The organism is Oceanobacillus massiliensis str. N'diop (genome assembly GCF_000285495.1).
Taxonomy (GTDB): domain Bacteria; phylum Bacillota; class Bacilli; order Bacillales; family Amphibacillaceae; genus Oceanobacillus; species Oceanobacillus massiliensis.
Genome location: NZ_HE610977.1, coordinates 336,697 through 353,908, shown reverse-complemented (window position 1 = coordinate 353,908; position 17,212 = coordinate 336,697). Strand labels below are relative to the sequence as shown.

16 protein-coding genes and 1 riboswitch are annotated in these 17,212 nt (G+C 40.3%); of the genes, 12 read left to right on the top strand and 4 right to left on the bottom strand.

All coding sequences use genetic code 11. The features are described from left to right. The 4 genes from OMHG_RS07360 to OMHG_RS07345 all read left to right on the top strand — a co-directional run. Nucleotides 1-488: TetR/AcrR family transcriptional regulator (locus tag OMHG_RS07360; protein WP_010649684.1), on the top strand; the 488-nt coding region annotated here is incomplete at its 5' end. Between the two features lie 48 nt (nt 489-536). After that, nucleotides 537-947, top strand: a complete 411-nt coding sequence (locus OMHG_RS07355) for a Spx/MgsR family RNA polymerase-binding regulatory protein (RefSeq protein ID WP_010649682.1) — start codon at nt 537-539, stop codon at nt 945-947. A gap of 82 nt (nt 948-1,029) precedes the next feature. Further along, a complete protein-coding gene (locus OMHG_RS07350) occupies nt 1,030-1,203 on the top strand; it encodes a hypothetical protein (RefSeq protein WP_154648225.1) in 174 nt (57 codons plus the stop codon). 919 nt (nt 1,204-2,122) lie between these two features. Continuing rightward, nucleotides 2,123-3,067, top strand: coding sequence for an ATP-grasp domain-containing protein (locus OMHG_RS07345; protein WP_010649680.1), 945 nt, complete (start codon nt 2,123-2,125; stop codon nt 3,065-3,067). A 245-nt stretch (nt 3,068-3,312) separates the two neighbouring features. On the opposite strand, the gene metC is transcribed toward OMHG_RS07345, so the two are convergent. After that, complete coding sequence (gene metC / locus OMHG_RS07340; RefSeq protein ID WP_010649679.1) at nt 3,313-4,491, bottom strand: cystathionine beta-lyase; 1,179 nt, start codon at nt 4,489-4,491, stop codon at nt 3,313-3,315. Between the two features lie 26 nt (nt 4,492-4,517). Next, nucleotides 4,518-5,621, bottom strand: a complete 1,104-nt coding sequence (locus tag OMHG_RS07335) for a methionine biosynthesis PLP-dependent protein (RefSeq protein ID WP_010649678.1) — start codon at nt 5,619-5,621, stop codon at nt 4,518-4,520. A 69-nt stretch (nt 5,622-5,690) separates the two neighbouring features. Then, a riboswitch (SAM riboswitch) is annotated at nt 5,691-5,794 on the bottom strand. Nucleotides 5,795-6,002: 208 nt separating this feature from the next. Here OMHG_RS07335 and OMHG_RS07330 point away from each other — a divergent pair. The 7 genes from OMHG_RS07330 to OMHG_RS07300 all read left to right on the top strand — a co-directional run bounded on the left by OMHG_RS07330 (nt 6,003) and on the right by OMHG_RS07300 (nt 14,189). Next, the gene (locus tag OMHG_RS07330; RefSeq protein ID WP_010649677.1) at nt 6,003-6,863 is read left to right on the top strand and encodes a manganese catalase; all 861 of its coding nucleotides are present in this window, start codon (nt 6,003-6,005) and stop codon (nt 6,861-6,863) included. A gap of 197 nt (nt 6,864-7,060) precedes the next feature. Then, nucleotides 7,061-9,220, top strand: a complete 2,160-nt coding sequence (locus OMHG_RS07325; RefSeq protein ID WP_010649676.1) for a type IA DNA topoisomerase — start codon at nt 7,061-7,063, stop codon at nt 9,218-9,220. 156 nt (nt 9,221-9,376) lie between these two features. Next, nucleotides 9,377-9,859: a hypothetical protein gene (locus OMHG_RS07320; RefSeq protein ID WP_147629029.1), complete on the top strand. Its 483-nt coding sequence runs from the start codon at nt 9,377-9,379 to the stop codon at nt 9,857-9,859. A 190-nt stretch (nt 9,860-10,049) separates the two neighbouring features. Continuing rightward, on the top strand, nt 10,050-10,859 hold the full coding sequence (locus OMHG_RS17505; protein ID WP_010649673.1) for a hypothetical protein: 810 nt from the start codon (nt 10,050-10,052) through the stop codon (nt 10,857-10,859). 44 nt (nt 10,860-10,903) lie between these two features. Continuing rightward, nucleotides 10,904-11,608 carry an SDR family oxidoreductase gene (locus OMHG_RS07310; RefSeq protein ID WP_010649671.1) on the top strand — a complete coding sequence of 235 codons (705 nt, stop codon included), beginning with the start codon at nt 10,904-10,906 and terminating at the stop codon, nt 11,606-11,608. A gap of 230 nt (nt 11,609-11,838) precedes the next feature. After that, complete coding sequence (locus OMHG_RS07305; protein WP_044476858.1) at nt 11,839-13,047, top strand: NAD(P)/FAD-dependent oxidoreductase; 1,209 nt, start codon at nt 11,839-11,841, stop codon at nt 13,045-13,047. A 272-nt stretch (nt 13,048-13,319) separates the two neighbouring features. After that, nucleotides 13,320-14,189, top strand: a complete 870-nt coding sequence (locus tag OMHG_RS07300; RefSeq protein WP_010649667.1) for a VanW family protein — start codon at nt 13,320-13,322, stop codon at nt 14,187-14,189. Here OMHG_RS07300 and OMHG_RS07295 read toward each other — a convergent pair. Both OMHG_RS07295 and OMHG_RS07290 read right to left on the bottom strand, forming a co-directional pair. Beyond that, nucleotides 14,170-14,532, bottom strand: coding sequence for a thiol-disulfide oxidoreductase DCC family protein (locus OMHG_RS07295; RefSeq protein WP_010649666.1), 363 nt, complete (start codon nt 14,530-14,532; stop codon nt 14,170-14,172). The two genes, OMHG_RS07300 and OMHG_RS07295, sit on opposite strands and share 20 nt — an antisense overlap. A 96-nt stretch (nt 14,533-14,628) precedes the next feature. Next, the gene (locus OMHG_RS07290; protein WP_010649664.1) at nt 14,629-15,165 is read right to left on the bottom strand and encodes a YceI family protein; all 537 of its coding nucleotides are present in this window, start codon (nt 15,163-15,165) and stop codon (nt 14,629-14,631) included. Nucleotides 15,166-15,434: 269 nt separating this feature from the next. Here OMHG_RS07290 and OMHG_RS07285 point away from each other — a divergent pair, with 269 nt between their 5' ends. Beyond that, complete coding sequence (locus OMHG_RS07285; RefSeq protein WP_010649662.1) at nt 15,435-17,207, top strand: M3 family oligoendopeptidase; 1,773 nt, start codon at nt 15,435-15,437, stop codon at nt 17,205-17,207. The last annotated feature ends 5 nt before the right edge of the window (nt 17,208-17,212 follow it).

Sequence of the window (17,212 nt, the reverse complement as noted above, 5' to 3'; positions counted from 1 at the left end):
TACCAAGGGGGAGTTTTTACCAGTACTTTGAAAACAAAGAGGATCTTTATTTTTACTTATTAGGCGAGCAGACAAGAGAAAGAAGAACGAATTTTATTAACTTATTAAAAAAACATCATGGTGATATTATAGAAGCCGCAATTGAATTATATTACGGTTTCCTGGTGAACATGCCAGATGAGGAAGAGCATGAATTCTTAAAGAATGCTATGTTGAATGTGACCCATCAAGTTGAAAATGTCTTTACAGATATATTCGAAGCAGGACATGGAGAAGAGCATCTGCAGGAAGTCAAAGCTCTAGTTGATAAGCAACTGTTAAATATTTCGGAGGATAAGGAAATATTTCATATTATGCAAATTGTAACGGCTGTTGCTTTCCGCAATTTTGTTGAAAAGTTTTCAAAGGAGTTATCGGATGAGGAAGCATTGGAGCATTTCAGAATAGAGATGAATCTTTTAAAGAATGGTTTATACAGAAGAACATAACCTCATAATTAATTATTTCCTAAATATAAGAAATAAGGAGAATGCGATATGACTGTTACAATATATGGAGCAGCCTGTTCATCAACGAGGAAAGCAAGGCAATGGTTTGCAAAGAACGAGATCCATTATGTGGAACGCAACATATTAAGAGAACCATTGACTGTCAGTGAACTCCAAGCAATACTGCGAATGACTGTAGAAGGTACAGATGAAATAATTTCGACCCGTTCCAAGATTTATAAAGATCTTGATTTGAACCTGGATGAACTTCCGCTGCAGGAGTTGCTTGAGTTAATTCATGAGCACCCAAGATTACTCAGAAGTCCGATAATTGTTGACGAAAAAAGGTTGCAGGTCGGTTACCATGAAGATGATATCCGACAGTTCCTTCCAAGAAAGACGCGTGAATACCAATGGTTAAAATGGCGCTTAAACAACCTCAGTCTGGCAGAAAGCTAAAACCGGTTTAATATAAAGAAAACATTTGTGGCCACATCCAGCAATAGTGCTGGATGTGGCTTTTCCTATTTTTAAATTTGGAATGGATGGAAACCGCATGGTAACGGTAACGGCTGACTCGCACACCGGGATTGTCGCCTTCCGCAGCCAATGCATTCAGCATCCTCGATTATCGGCATCCACTGGAATTTTCGGCGCGAGCGGGGTTATTTTCAGATTGGAGAAGCTTCTTTATGCTCTGCCATTTGGAAAATAATCGCTAAATGCTGATATATCGCAAAAGTGCTGATAAATTAAGATTTACGCTGATATATCAGTAAAAATGGCTGATATTTCCCGGTTTGTATTTTATCAGCTATATCTTTGAAGACAGCTTTATGTAAAAAGCATACGTAGCCATGATCAGCAATAGTGCTGGATCTGGCTTTTTTTGAATTGCTGCAGATGCGGCATCCCGCACCTGTGTCTATTAATAAGGCTCTTTTCTCGAGGATTGTTGCTTTTAGACCGGCTTCTTGCGGGATCTTCAGCTATTGCTTTTCCCGCTGGAGTCAAAAAAGGAGAGGATATGTGATTTCTTGCTTATCAATCTCATCCCATCTTAAATAAATGGACAATCTGTTCGATAACTGCAACTGCCGATTTCCGCTCCGGGCAGTCGCTTTCCGCGGGCACCGCTTCAGCTTCCTCGGAAGAAACCCACTTCCTGCGGGATCTTCAGCCGCTGCTTTTCCCGCTGGAGTCGACTGTCCTACGCTACAATCCATCAGCTTAATAATTGAATATCAGTATATCGATTCAAAGCCCAATCATAGCGGAGGAAATACACGTAGACTCCTGCGGGAAAGCGAAGACGCTAAGACCCCACAGAGAGCGAACTTTGCGAGCGAGGAGGCTTAGCGCGAGCCCGCGGAAAGCGCAGTGTATTTCCGGAGCGGGGATAAAGCCAATCATTTCTTGTTATGTCGCTGTTTCTATCAAATGCGAAAAGTTTAGAAACAATAATACCCTACGAAAACAACCTTTTATAATTAGAAACATAATATACATTTAAACTTATTAATTTACTTGGATTTAAATGATTGACGATTAGAAAAGTTTAATCTATTATAACAGTAATTGGAATATATAGGTCCCTATCCGGACTTGCAACAACAGGAATGGAGCTGAAAATAATGAGTAAAATATTTGTGATACACGAAAATAGTGAATGGACAGAGCACTTGATCAACAGACTGGAAGAGCTGGATCTCCCTTACGAAGATTGGCTGCTGGGAAACGGGACAGTTGATTTGACTTCTGTACCGCCAGAAGGAATTTTTTATAATCGAATGAGTGCTTCCTCCCATACACGCGGACACCGCTTCTCACCCGAACTGACAAATGCAGTGCTTGCTTGGCTGGAGCATCATGGGAGAACGGTCATTAACGGAAGCCGTGCATTGCAACTGGAAGTAAGCAAGGTATTGCAGTATTTGGAGCTTGAAAAGTTCGGAATCAAAACCCCGAAGACAATTGCTGCAGTCGGCAAAGAAGACATTATCAAATCGGCTGAAGCCTTTGAAGGAAAGAAATTTATTACCAAGCATAACCGTGCAGGCAAAGGACTCGGGGTACAGCTTTTCGAAACAGTAGAGGCATTGCATAACTATGTGGAAGGTCCTGCATTTGAAGAGCCGGTCGACGGAGTTACCTTAATTCAGGAATATATCGAATCACCGGAAGCGTTTATAACAAGATGTGAATTCGTAGGCGGGAAATTTGTCTACGCAGTACGCGTCGATACATCCGAAGGCTTTGAACTCTGTCCTGCTGATGCCTGTCGCATCGATGATATGTTTTGCCCGGTAGGCGAAGAAGCATCCGCACCAGCCAAGTTTGAAATCAGAGAAGGATTCGACCATCCCATTTTGAAGAAGTATGAGCAGGTGCTGGCTGCCAATGACATTCAAATTGCCGGAATAGAATTTATCCAGGATAAAGAAGGGAATATTTTTACGTACGACATCAATACAAATACGAACTACAATAGTGATGCAGAAGCAAAAAGCGGACAATTTGGCATGCTGGAAATAGCGAAATTCTTAAGAAATAATTTAAAAGAACCGGCAAAAATATGATGGATAGGACAGAGCTATCGAAAGCCGGCCGACGCAAAGAAGCTTAAACAGGAGATAAGGTGTAGGCATGGCAATTAAAAACCGGACGGGAGATAAAAATTCTGTTCGGAAGGAAAAACCTCTGTGCCCAGATAAGATGCAGCCATCGCAGATCAAAGTATTTTATTGCAGATAAACGCCTTCTAACCTATACCACTAAATGAAAAAAGGCCCTGCTTTTAGTAGCAGGACCTTTTTTCGCTTTTTCAGACGCCAACGCGAGCTTGTTTTTCAGCGATGAAAAGCGCCTGTTCGAAATCGGCAATCAGGTCGTTAACATTTTCAAGTCCTACAGAAAAACGTAAAAGCCCGTCAGTGATTCCCCGTTTTTCCCTTTCCGCGGCTGGCATTGCAGCATGTGACATTGTCGCTGGGTAGGAGAGAATGGATTCGACAGCGCCGAGGCTGACTGCGAAGACTGGAATACGGACGTTATCGACAAATGCTTTGGCAGCAGATTTGTTTGGCAAGTTGAATGAAAGAACAGCTCCAGCTCCTGCAGACTGATTCTTATGGATATCATAGCCAGGATGTGCAGATAATCCAGGATAATATACGTCTTTCACGAAGGAATGCTCATTTAAATAGTCAGCAATTTGCATGGCAGAATTACTGGACTGATTCAGTCTTGCACCTAACGTTTTAATACCTTGAAGCAAATGATAAGAATCCTGGGCACCAAGAATAGATCCGAATGAATTCTGAATAAAGGCAAGTTTATCACCAAGTTCTTTATCCTTTGTAACTGCAAGTCCAGCTATAACGTCACTATGGCCCGAAAGGAATTTAGTGGCACTGTGCAGGACGATATCTGCTCCAAGATCAATTGGATTCTGATACAGCGGTGTCATGAATGTATTGTCGATAAACGTAAGACAATTATTGGCTTTGGCAATTTTTATCAGTTCAGGTATGTTTGTAATGTTCATACATGGATTCGATGGTGTCTCAACATAGATTACTTTTGTGTTCGGCTTGATTGCCCGTTTCGTTTCGTTCAAATCGGTCATATCAACAAACGTATGATCAATATTGTAGCGCTTCAAGACTTCGGACACAAATCGGAAAGTTCCGCCATACACATCCTTTGTAACCAGAACATGATCACCGGCTGATAGCAGCAATAGAGCCGAAGAGATGGCTGCCATGCCTGAGGCGAATGCAAGGCCGCGTGTCCCACCTTCAAGTTCGGCGATTTTTTCCTCTAATGCCTCACGTGTTGGATTTCCGGACCTGCTGTAATCGAAAGGGCCGAATTCATCAAAGCTGTTTTGATGAAATGTGGAAGAAAAATAGATAGGGACATTGACTGCACCTGTCTGTACTTCTCCTCGTTGGGGTCCATGAATTAATTTCGTTTCCAGATGGTTGTCGTTATGACTCATTACAATCAGCCTTTCTCCAAATATATTTATTTTAATTTAGCAAGCGCCTGTTCTAAATCAGCTTTTAAATCCCCGGCATTCTCAATACCTACAGAAAAACGAAGCAGCTCATTACTGATGCCGCGTCTGAATCTTTCTTCTTCCGGTATATCTGCATGTGTTTGTGTAGAAGGGTAGGTGATAAAGCTTTCGACGCCTCCAAGACTTTCGGCAAATACTATCAATTCAAGATTTGTCAGGAAGGTATCTACCCATTTGCTATCCTGCAGAGAAAAGGAGAGCATGCCGCCTTTATTAGGGTAAAGAACTTCTGTAACGGCAGGATGTCCCTTCAGAAATCCAGCTATTATTCTTGCATTCTCTTCATGCTTGTCCATACGTAGGGAGAGGGTTTTCAATCCTCTGATAAGCAACCAGGAATCAAAAGGAGAAAGAACTGCTCCGGATGCATTATGGTTCTGGAGCAATTTATTACAAATCTCATCGCCAATGGCAACAACAAGTCCAGCTAAAACATCATTATGGCCGCCGATATATTTGGTTGCACTATGGATTACAATGTCTGCCCCCATTGTTAATGGCTGCTGAAGATATGGTGTTAAAAATGTGTTATCGACAATGAGCAGGAGATTATGTTTGCGTGCAATATCGGCATAACTTGCGATATCAATTTCCTGCATAAGTGGATTGGTTGGTGTTTCGATAAATATTGCTTTTGTGTTGTCCGTAATAAGCTGTTCTGTTTCTTCCACCGTTGCAAATGGGGTATAGGTTGTTTGAATATCGTACATATCTGCGTACTGCTCAAGCATGCGATAGGTTCCGCCATAAAGATCTTCCGGTGCAATCAAATGGTCTCCAGAACGAAACAGAGATAAGACCAGCTGGATCGCCGCCATACCGGAGCTGCAGGCAAATCCGGCGTCTCCAGCTTCCAGCTCTGCAATCCCTTCTTCCAAAATAGCACGTGTTGGATTTTTTGTTCGTGTGTAATCATATCCGGTTGATCTGCCAAGTCCTTTGTGCTGATAGGCGGTAGACAGATAGATTGGGGGATTGATTGCCCCTGTCTTTTCATCGCTCTTATTTCCTAATTGAGCAAGCTTTGTTTCGATACTTTTGTTTGTCATTTTTCCAACCTCCATATGAAATAAGAGCTTTCTTCAATAAAGAAGAAAGCTCTAATAGGTACAGCAATCTTCTTATCTGTTAGGCATTTGCCTACTGGAATTAGCACCTTAACCTGTAACGGCAGGTTGCTGAGACATCAAAGGGCCAGTCCCTCCGTCTCTCTGGATAAGAAATTAAATTAATTTATGTAATTTTTCTAAATAATAATTCCACTGTACAGGAGAAATTTCCAAAATGCAAGAATTAATTTATTTCCTTCCTTCCTGACCATGAATAAAAAACTTCAAGCTGAAAACCGCACCTTTTTAACTGGTAATGAATATTTAATAAAAGAGGCAGGATTATAGCCTACCTCTTATCACATCAAAGGAAGTGATTTAATGTTTTATAATGTAAAGGAATTACAATACCATGCAAAACCGGAACGACCGGATCCTATATTTGCAAGGAAGCTGCAGGAAGTACTTGGCGGTCAATGGGGAGAAATATCTGTAGCTATGCAATACTTATTCCAAGGCTGGAATACACGCGGTGACGGAAAATACAAGGATTTACTGATGGATACCGGAACTGAGGAATTAGCGCATGTAGAGATGCTTGCCACAATGATTGCAAGACTTCTCGATGGTGCACCTGATGTGGAATTGGAAGATGCAGCAAAAGACCCGATGGTTGCAGCCATTTTAGGTGGAATGAACCCACAGCATGCAATTGTTTCCGGATTGGGAGCGATGCCGGCTGACAGTAACGGAAATCGCTGGACGGCAAATTATATTATTGCAAGTGGAAACCTGCTCGCTGATTTTCGTATGAACCTTACGGCTGAATCTCAAGGACGTCTTCAAGTAGCCCGCTTATATGAAATGACGAATGATCGTGGGGTCCGCGATATGCTTTCCTGGCTGCTTGCAAGAGATACAATGCATCAAAACCAGTGGTATGCTGCAATCAGAGAACTGGAAGAAAAAGAAAATATTGTTGTACCAAGTACCTTCCCGAGAGAATTGGAGAAGCAGGAGGTAGCCTATACATTATTCAATTTCTCGATGGGGAATGAGAGTGCTGCAGGACGCTGGGCGCATGGCCCGAGTATGGATGGCTGCGGTACTTTTAACTATGTAGAGGACCCGATAGCACTGGCACCTGCCCCTAAGCTGCAGCCGGCACCTCCATATATATATAACACACCATTATGGGCGCTGCGTAAATCAGATGACCTGCCTGGGCCGAATATGCAGTAGGTTTTCACTGGAAAGACTGTCTATTACTACTTTAGACAGTCTTTCTTTTTCTGCTGCAGACTTGTCTCCGGCATGGGGGCAAAATAAAGAAAGCATTCAATGGGAAGGGTTTCTATAGTATAATGATAGAATAACATTCCTCAGCATTCCTCCTTTATAGCAAAAACCCCAATATTTAATAGAATAGGTGATTTTGAATGAAACTGATTTTAGCAGAAAAACCATCTGTAGCGAAAAATATTGCAGATGCATTAAACATTAAGACGAAAAAGGATGGCTACTTTGAAGGAAACGGCCATCTTATAACATGGGCTTTCGGCCATCTTGTTGAACTATATGATGCAAAGGACTATGACAGTAAAATGAGAAGCTGGAAAATGGATAATTTCCCTTTTATTCCTTCCGAGTTTAAATATAAAGTTAAGAGCAATCCTAAAAACAGAGCAAAGGCTGATCCCGGTGCAGCCAAACAGTTGAAGACTATTCAAAGCCTGATGAAACGTAATGATCTGGAAGCTATTATATCCGCCTGTGATTACGACCGGGAGGGTCAATTAATCGGTGACAGTATTATTTATCGCGGGGGCTCTAAACCGAAAGCTGCAGTTTATCGCCTGCTTTTAAATGAATGGACACAAACTGAAGTGTTAAACGGCTTACAGAGAATGAAGCCAAATACAGCAATGCAGCCATTGAGAGATGCGGGCATAAGCAGACAGTGGGCCGATTGGGTTATAGGCATCAACCTTACTTCTGTCGCCACATTGAAATATCAAAAAGGAAAAGGGAAGGCACTTAATATTGGCAGGGTGCTATTGCCGACACTTAAGATAATCTATGATAGGGATAAGGAAATCGAGAACTTTAAACCAGAGGATTATTATAAGCTGCAGGCCACATTCCAAACACAGAATAATGACAGTTATGAAGGAATCTACCAAGAGGGAAAAGAGGATAAATTCAAGAAGCGGGGGAGCCTCGAACAAATACTGGATACAATTCAGAATAAGCAAGGTACCATCATTGACAAACAGGTAGATAAAAAGAAAGAATTTCCGCCATATCTATTTAATTTGTCCAACCTGCAAGGACATATCACGAATAAATTTAAAGGGTGGACGTCCGATAAAGTATTGAAAGTGGCACAATCGCTTTATGAAAAGAAATTTATTACATACCCGCGTACTTCCAGTATGGCCCTGGAGGAAAGCTTAGTCGGAAAGACCGCTAATGTGCTAAAGACCCATACCGAAGAACTGCCATATAAAGATGAAATAAAATTTATGAAAACAAAAAGAGTTTTCAATAATGCCAAGGTGGAGAGCCATAGTGCCATTATCCCCACGTATGTAAAACCAAAACGGCTGACAGCTGACGAAAATATCGTTTATACAGCGATCAAAAATCGCTTTATCATGCAATTTATGCCAACTGCAGAATATGAAGAAACGAAGCTGATTACGAAAATCAATGAAATCAGTTTACCAGGCGTATTTGTTACAAAGGGAAAGGTGCAGCTTGTAGAGGGATGGAAGAAGGTTGAAAAGATTCAATCCAAGGATACACTACTGCCGCTAGTAGAGGTAAATGAGCGGGTCGATTTATTGGATTCAGAAATAACTGCCCATGTAACGAAACCGCCAAAGCATCATACAGAAAGAACCTTGCTCCGTGTAATGGAGACATGTGGAAAAAGCTATAAAGAAGATGAAAGCGAAGAACTGATGGGCAGTATTTTAACTGGTTTTAGCATCGGAACACCTGCAACAAGAGCAGATACAATCAAAAAATTAAAGGACGTTGGCTATATTTCAGCGGAAAGCAAACATCTGCTGTGTTCAGAGCTTGGTAAGCGACTCGTTGAAACCTTTCCGGTTCAGAATCTGTTCGATCTGGAATTCACCGGGAGACTGGAAAAAGCATTATCTGACATTCAAAAGGGGAAGGCAAGCAAAAAGGAGTTCCTGAATCTTGTTTTCCATTTTACAGATGAGTCGGTTGAAATGATAAAAGATGGCGAGGGAATTATCATTAATGAAGTGGTATCCAAACGGGCAACAAACGAAGTGTTGGGGACATGCCCTGCATGCGGCGGATCAATTACAGATGGTTATAAAGGATTCGGCTGCAGCAATTGGAAAAAGGGCTGCAGATTTGTTGTTTGGAAAAACGATAAATTCCTGGCTACGATGCGAAAGAAGCCGACAAAAACAATGGTGAAGGAGTTACTGAAGAATAAGAAAGCCTATGTAAAAGGGCTGACAAGCAGAAATGGTAAGAAATTCGATGCATATTTAAGCTATGAAAAAAATACCAAAAATGATTATTATAGCTGGAAGATGGACTTTTTAAAGTAGTCCATTCTTGAAACATAAAATCATTAGGAAAATTTTCAAGCTTAAAGTTAAGAAAAAGTGTATAATTAATGATAGAGGTAGCATAATTCGATAAACGGATATTTGAATGAATTATATTTACGATGCTAATTTCCTCGAAGGAGAAGGATGGTCCGTGTGAAAAAAGTTATCGTAAGTACAAAGGAAAACTTGAGTTATGGTACATTAATATGGATTTATGCAAGCAATAAGAAAGTATATCACAGCAGTAAAGCAGTTGATGGATCTGCAGATTTCAGTGAATATGATTCACACTATATGGGTAAAGTCCATGAGCTTTATCGAAATCTGGAAAAACAGCCGGCCCTGTTTAACCGTATGCTTGCTAAATCAGATCGGATTTTTGGTGTTTGTTTAAATAAAAGGCGCTTAGAGAATGGATCTCACGATGTAAAGGTTCTATTTTTCCCTAGCTGGGAAAATGTTCAGGAATTTGCTGAGAACAGCTTTCCGGAGTTGGCAGAGATGGAATTGACTAGAAAAAAGAAGCAAAGAAAAAAGCAAAAAATGAAACAAAGTTTAAGAATGAAGCAAAACAAAAGTGGCTGGAAAGAGGAAAGGCATTCTCCACCAAGAAAAAGACAATATAGCGTGTACTGACCATTCAAAAGCAATTCGAAATATATGAGCTCCCGGAAGATCCATTCCGGGAGTTTTTGCATTTCGTCTGGCGGAATAAAAATAGAATTATTGGATTGAATAGTTTGAAAATTACACGGATGTAAGTTTACAATAAAGAGAGATACTAAAGTTCGTGGGAAATAGACAATAATTGAGTAGGAGCTGCCGTATGAATAAAAAGCTAATCGTGATTAATATGATTACACTAATCGCTTTCCTTTCGGTTGTAAGTGCAGGCATTTATCGCACTGAGGCAATCAAGGAGGAATTCGGAGAAGAAACTGTTGAAGAAGAGACAAAGGCTGCAGAACTGGAGAATGAACAAAGTAATGCTGCTGAAGATCGTTCAATGGATGGCGAATCGGAGATGCTGAACTCTCCATTAAAGAAAAGAAATGCAGAAAATCTTGCTACGGAAAAGATTGGACCAGATACTGGAACTGAAGAGCCCGAAGATAATCATCTAGCCGAGGAGATGGTAAGGGAAGAGGCTGAATCCAAAACCAGCACTTACGATTCATGGGGTAAAAATGATTCTGAAGATCTCCAGAGAAGTTACCGGACAGAAGAGAAAAATATAATATCTACAAACTCAAATGAAGATCAAACGAAGCAAACATCTGTTAAAGCAGAAAATGATAATAAAGCGATAGATAATGCTAAGGGAGAAACCAATAACGAAACAGAAACACCATCGCAGCAGGGACTCCCATCAGATAATGAAATAGATGCCGATAAAGCAGAAACCGGTAAAGAAGCAGACAAAGAAACAGATAAAGAAACAGAAATAGAAACTGATAAAGAAACAGAAAAAGAAGCGGAAAAAGAAACAGAAATTCCACAGGTTCCAGAAACGCCGGAGGTCCCCGAAGAGATTAAAAATCCGGATGAACCTGCAGAACCTAAAGAACCCGATGAACATGGGGAAAAGAAAGAGCCGTTAGAATCTGAAGTTTCACCCGAAGAAAAAAGTGGTTAATAAATGGAATAGCAGGGAATTGGCAATTTAAAGGAGGCGGACCAATGTTAAAGCTGGAAGGAAAAACAGCAATAGTTACCGGTGCTAGCAGCGGAATCGGAAAAGCCATTGCAATGCATTTGGCGAAAGAAGGTGCCAATGTTGTACTTGCGGCGCGGAGAAAAGATAAGCTGGATGAATTGACTGAAGTAATAAATGGTTTAGAATCAGGCAGAGCAATTGCTATTGAAACAGATGTATCTAAACAGAGAGAAATCGATTCCATGATAACAAAGGCTGAAATGACCTTTGGCGATATTCATATCTATGTAAACAATGCGGGTTTGGTAGGAAAGGGTGCAGTGCGAAACCACAATGTCTCCGAATGGGATCAGATGATTGATGTAAATATCAAAGGGGTGCTATATGGTGTAAACGCTGTTCTGCCAGGTATGCTGGAGAAGTCTTCGGGCCATATCATAAATATATCTTCCGTATCCGGCCATGAGGTGACAAAAGTAAGTACTGTCTACAGTGCAACTAAGTATGCAGTACGCGCAATTTCAATGGGGCTTGAAAAAGAGCTTGCCAGAACAGGGGTCCGTGTTACAAACATATCACCAGGTATGGTGGAAACAGAGAGGAATTCTGAGCATCTTCCTAAGGACAGAAAAGCACTCGATACGGATGATATAGCACAGGCTGTCATCTATGCAGTTACCCAGCCACGTTATGTCAACGTAAATGAGATTACAGTCAGACCTTCATAATTTTAGCCAGCTATCCAGGAGATTGTTATTTTTACATGAAAAATGGATGTGATTATTAGCCTATTCACAAAAAGTTTGATATTATGTTTATGTAAAGACAATACAATTAACTAGTTTAAGCGGTTTTATGATAATCTATATGTGAAAAAGTTAATATAGTGGTTGGAAGCGCTTATACTCCTTACATTTTACGAGCTACTTAAAAGGAAAAGAAAGGGTTGGGAAGAATTATGAGTAAACCAAAAATAGTTGTACTTGGAGCAGGTTATGCCGGCCTTGTAACAACAAGACGTTTATCGCAAAAACTATCACCGGAAGAGGCAGAAATTGTACTGATTAATAAGCATAACTATCACTATGAAAGTACATGGCTGCACGAGGTGGCAGCAGGAACAATCAATCCGAATCAAGCACGCTTTATGCTAACAGATGCAGTAAACCCTAAAAAAGTGCGTTTGATTTATGATAGTGTACTTGAAGTGAAAAGAGACGAGCAGCGTGTTGTTCTTGAAAATAGCGAAGTGACATATGACTATTTAGTAATTGCGCTTGGTTTCGTATCCAATACTTTCGGAATTCCAGGTATGGACGAACATGCTTTCTCAATTACTGACATTGAATCCAGTCGTTTAATTGCAGAACATATTGAATATCAATTTGCAAAATATGCAACAGATGAAAACCCAAGTGACGACAACCTGACAATTCTTGTTGGTGGCGGTGGTTTCACTGGAATCGAGTTTGTTGGCGAATTAGCTGAAAAAGTTCCTCAGCTTTGCAAGAAATATGATATCGATCGCAGTAAAGCACGAATCATTAACGTAGAGGCTGCTCCATCCATCTTGCCTGTTTTTGATGAAGATCTTGTTACATATGCGAAGAAATCGCTTGAAGATCGCGGTGTTGAATTCAGAATCGGAGCTCCAATCAAAGAATGTACAGCAGATGGATTTATTGTCGGAGATGACAAAGAATTAATCAAAGCTGGAACGGTTGTTTGGACAGGCGGTGTTACAGGTAACCCTGTACTCGCAAAATCCGGATTTGAATTGGTAAAAGGGAAAGTTAATGTAGATGCTGATTTGAGAGTACCAGGAGAAGAAAACATCTTCATTCTAGGTGACTGCTCATGGGTTATGGATAAAGAATCTGGCAGACCTTATCCTCCAACAGGTCAATTGGCAACACAAGAAGGCGCTGTTGCAGCTGATAATATTGCAGCATTAATACGCAACCAGCCAGTACAGGACTTTGTGTTCCATAATAAAGGAACAGTTGCTTCTCTTGGGATTACCGATGGAATTGGCAACATCCTTGATGGAAACAAAATCCGCGGAAAAGCAGCTGCAGCAATGAAAAAAGTTGTAGATGACCGTTCATTATTTATGGTCGGTGGAGTGAAAATGGTACTTAAAAAAGGTAAATTCCGTCTGTTCTAATTGATAGTCTAAGCAGACTTTATAATGAAAATAAGGTCAAAACAGGGAGGTAACTAATCAATGAAAAATTTTTTATGCGGAGTATTACTTGTACTTGCTTCAGTCGTTGGATACCGCTTAGCAAGTGACTATTTAGAAGATAATCGTGAATTCAGATAAGCAAAGAAGCTCAATGAAGCCATCCTAAGGGGTGGCTTTTTTCTTTTGTTAGAGCCCCCAATCAATGAATGAATCATCGGGTTTGCTGCATACTACCGGTAGGAGGTGGAGAGGTGCGCACTTTATTATTCTTCCTGCTAATTATCGCAATTCCGTTAGAAGAATCAAATGCAAATGTGAATGTCGATAATCAGGAGATAACATTAGAAAAAGTTGAGATACAGCAATATGGATTACAAACCATCGATAGCGCATTTATAGATGCACAGAAGCTGGAAAGCTTGATGGATAACCTTGAAGATGCAATTTACCGTCAACCTGAGAATGCTCATTTTAATCAATTTGGACAGATTGTCGCGGAAAAACCAGGTGCGACGTTAGATCGGAAACAATTTCAGCATTTATTCAGAAATCTATATTATAGTGAGAAAGAGGGCAAATTGAAAGTTCCTGAAACACCGGTATATCCCAAGGTCGATACTGGGCTATTGAAAGAAATCAGCACAAACATGCTGGGAAGTTATGTTACTTTCTACAGACAAAGCAATGCTGAAAGATCACATAATATAGGTTTGGCAGCAGAGGCGATCAACAATACGGTTATTTTTCCAGGGGAAACATTTTCTTTTAATGAAGTTGTTGGTGAAAGAACCGGGGATAGAGGATACAAGCGCGCTCCTGTCATCGTAAGAGGCGAATTATCGGAGGATATAGGGGGAGGCATCTGTCAGGTTTTCTCAACCCTCTACAATGCGGTGGATCTTAAAGGGGTCAAGATCGTGGAAAGATATGCGCATAGCAGGAGGGTACCATATGTTCCTCCTGGAAGGGATGCAACTGTCAGCTGGTGGGGACCGGATTTCGTGTTTAAAAATCTTTATAACGAGCCATTGCTAATCCGGGCCCAATCTGTCAATGGGAGCATGGTTGTTACAATCTACTCATCAGAAACAGTTGAATATTTCAATGGGAATCAGGATTAATTTGACAAGATTCTCCATCTTTGCACTGATTGACAGGAACGAGTTTTCTGTTTTTGGCAACCAGCTTATAGATAACGTCCCCAAGTCCAATAAATTTAAAAAGATACATGAAAGGAACAAAAATCCACAAAAGCGGAAGCATTTTAGCTATTTCTATAATCGCTGAATAGCCGTTAAACCATTTTCCATTATGTTGAACATGGAGACTTTTTTCCATGGCAGGCGGATAATTCTGCATTGTACGGAATGAATCAAAGGTAAGTTTCTTTCTCCAATCCAATTTCTTCCAGACTGTCGATGAATTTGTACAAATTTTACAGTAGCTATCATAGTAAACGATCATGGTTTTGAACACCTCCGTCAATAACAAGTATATATTTATTTCATCCTATTTTAAATCAAAAAGGCTGTATTCCAAATGGAATACAGCCTTTTTTGATTATGCCTGTTTATGAAGCTCAAGTTCAAAGTTGATGTTAACTTCTTCACCAACAAGTACGCCGCCAGTTTCCACAGCTGCGTTCCAAGTAAGTCCAAACTCTTTACGATTGATCGCAGTTTTACCGCTGAAACCAGCTACGGTATTACCACCCATTGGGTCTTTGCTTTGGCCCTCAAAAGTTACATCGAGTGTAATAGGCTTCGTTGTATCCTTAATCGTTAAGTCCCCATTCACTTCATATTCATCGGCTGATTTTTTCTTGATATCAGAAGCGACGAAAACCATGGTCGGATATGTTTCAGAATCAAAGAAATCTCCTGAACGTAAATGGTTGTCACGATCTTCATTACGTGTATTAATGCTTGCTGTGTCAATAGTCACTTCGATTTTTGCATCTGTCAAATCTTCTGGATTTGCTTCCACAACTGCATCAAACTTATCAAACGTACCTTTTGCTTTTGAAATCATCATATGTTTTACTGAAAAACCTACTTCACTGTGTACCTGGTCAACCTTCCAAACTGTCTTAGTCATAAAAAATCCCTCCAAAATAATTTAATGTAACCCAGTAGTTACTTTCTGTTACCTAGTATAGATAGATAAACAAATAATGTCAAGTGCTTTTAATTAAAAATAATTTAATTCAATTCAAATTAAATACAGTGTTATTTTAATAGAATTCCCTAATCGGTACTGATTAAACATAGGAAAAACTTATGAGGAGAATGTTTTTGGTGATTATTGACTTATTTTTCGATATACTAAAAAGATAGAGTAAAATCAAAAAAATAAGGAGCGATTTGATGCAGGCGTTATATAATCCTACATGGAATCTAGATGCAATATTCTCAGGAGGAAGTGATTCAGAAGAATTTCGTACATATGTGGAAAATATAAAGAAGGAAATGGCAACACTTTCGGCAATGGTGGAAGAATTCGATAGGGACTCGGAGAGCATGTTCATCGAAATTTTAAAACAGCTTGAAAGCACTATGAAGAAATTGCAGGAGGCCTCGGCATTTGTCAGCTGTTTAAGTGCACAAAATGTAAAGGATGAGAAGGCGGATCTGCTAGTGGGAGCACGAAATGCACTGTCAGCTGAAATGAATGGAATCCAGACCAATTTTGAGCAGAAGATGGTTTCCATTGAGGATGCAAAGTGGCAGGAATTATTAAAGAGACCAGAAGTACAGGATGTTTCTTTCATCCTGAATGAATCCAGAGAAGCTGCAAAAGAGCTATTATCCGGTGAGCAGGAAGTGCTAATCAATGACCTCAAAGTCGATGGCTATCATGCATGGAACCAAATGTATGGAACGATTGTAGGCAAGATGAGTGTGGATATTGAAGAGAATGGAGAAATTAACTCCTATTCTGTTGGTCAGGCGGCCAATAAGCTGAGTCATCCTGACAGAAATGTACGTAAGCATGTGTTTAACCAAATGCAGAAGGCTTGGAAAAGTGAGGCAGATCTGTTTGGCCAAACGCTGAATCATTTAGCGGGTTTCCGGCTGCAAACATATAAACATCGCAAATGGGAAAATATTTTAAAGGAGCCTTTGCAAATAAACCGCATGAAGCAGGAAACGCTGGACGCCATGTGGACAGCGATTACAAATAGTAAAAAACATTTTGTTGCCTATTTACAGAAAAAAGCTGACTTATTAGGTTTGGATAAATTGAGTATATATGATATCGGTGCGCCATTAACCAATGAAGTGAAAACGTCCAGCTATACAGAAGGAGCAGATTTTATTGTCGATCAATTTCGTGCATTCAGCCCAAAAATGGCCGACTTTGCAAGAATGGCATTCGATAAACGATGGATTGAAGCAGAAGATCGTGCTGATAAACGTCCTGGTGGCTTCTGTACGAGCTTCCCGGATAGTGAACAAACCCGGATATTCATGACCTATTCTGGTACGTCTTCGAATATTTCCACGTTAGCGCATGAGCTCGGACATGCCTATCATCAGCATGTCATGAATGATGTAAATGGATTTAATCAAGGGTATGCAATGAATATTGCAGAAACTGCCTCTACATTTGCGGAAATGATTGTAGCTGACGCAACGGTGAAGCATGCCAAGAATAAAGAAGAAAAGATGGCTTTGCTGGAAGATAAGCTTCAGCGAAGTATTGCTTTCTTTATGAACATTCATGCTCGTTTTCTGTTCGAAAACCGTTTCTATGAAGAGCGCAAGAAGGGGATCGTTTCCGTTAACCGATTGAATGAGCTAATGGTAGAGGCACAGCGGGAGGCATACTGTAACAGTCTGGAACAGTATGAACCGAATTTCTGGTCGTCCAAACTTCATTTTCACATCACTGGAGTCCCTTTCTATAACTTTCCTTATACGTTTGGATATTTGTTCAGTCTTGGCATTTATGCATATGCCAAAGAAAAGGCAGGAAGCTTTGAGGAAGATTATATCTCCCTCTTGCGGGATACGGGGCGCATGAATGTAGAGGATCTTGCAATGAAGCATTTGAATGTCGATTTAACAAAGCCTGATTTCTGGGAAAATGCCATTTCATTATGTGTTGCCGATGTAGAAGAATTCCTAAGCCTATAACGGTA

Excerpts from the sequence above, each read along its gene's own strand:
- OMHG_RS07355 (WP_010649682.1), top strand. The coding sequence starts at position 537 with ATGACTGTTACAATATATGGAGCAGCCTGTTCATCAACGAGGAAAGCA.
- OMHG_RS07335 (WP_010649678.1), bottom strand. The coding sequence starts at position 5,621 with ATGACAAACAAAAGTATCGAAACAAAGCTTGCTCAATTAGGAAATAAG.
- OMHG_RS07290 (WP_010649664.1), bottom strand. The coding sequence starts at position 15,165 with ATGACTAAGACAGTTTGGAAGGTTGACCAGGTACACAGTGAAGTAGGT.
- metC (WP_010649679.1), bottom strand. The coding sequence starts at position 4,491 with ATGAGTCATAACGACAACCATCTGGAAACGAAATTAATTCATGGACCC.
- OMHG_RS07310 (WP_010649671.1), top strand. The coding sequence starts at position 10,904 with ATGTTAAAGCTGGAAGGAAAAACAGCAATAGTTACCGGTGCTAGCAGC.
- OMHG_RS07285 (WP_010649662.1), top strand. The coding sequence starts at position 15,435 with ATGCAGGCGTTATATAATCCTACATGGAATCTAGATGCAATATTCTCA.
- OMHG_RS07330 (WP_010649677.1), top strand. The coding sequence starts at position 6,003 with ATGTTTTATAATGTAAAGGAATTACAATACCATGCAAAACCGGAACGA.
- OMHG_RS07350 (WP_154648225.1), top strand. The coding sequence starts at position 1,030 with ATGGATGGAAACCGCATGGTAACGGTAACGGCTGACTCGCACACCGGG.
- OMHG_RS07305 (WP_044476858.1), top strand. The coding sequence starts at position 11,839 with ATGAGTAAACCAAAAATAGTTGTACTTGGAGCAGGTTATGCCGGCCTT.
- OMHG_RS07325 (WP_010649676.1), top strand. The coding sequence starts at position 7,061 with ATGAAACTGATTTTAGCAGAAAAACCATCTGTAGCGAAAAATATTGCA.
- OMHG_RS07295 (WP_010649666.1), bottom strand. The coding sequence starts at position 14,532 with ATGATCGTTTACTATGATAGCTACTGTAAAATTTGTACAAATTCATCG.
- OMHG_RS17505 (WP_010649673.1), top strand. The coding sequence starts at position 10,050 with ATGAATAAAAAGCTAATCGTGATTAATATGATTACACTAATCGCTTTC.
- OMHG_RS07345 (WP_010649680.1), top strand. The coding sequence starts at position 2,123 with ATGAGTAAAATATTTGTGATACACGAAAATAGTGAATGGACAGAGCAC.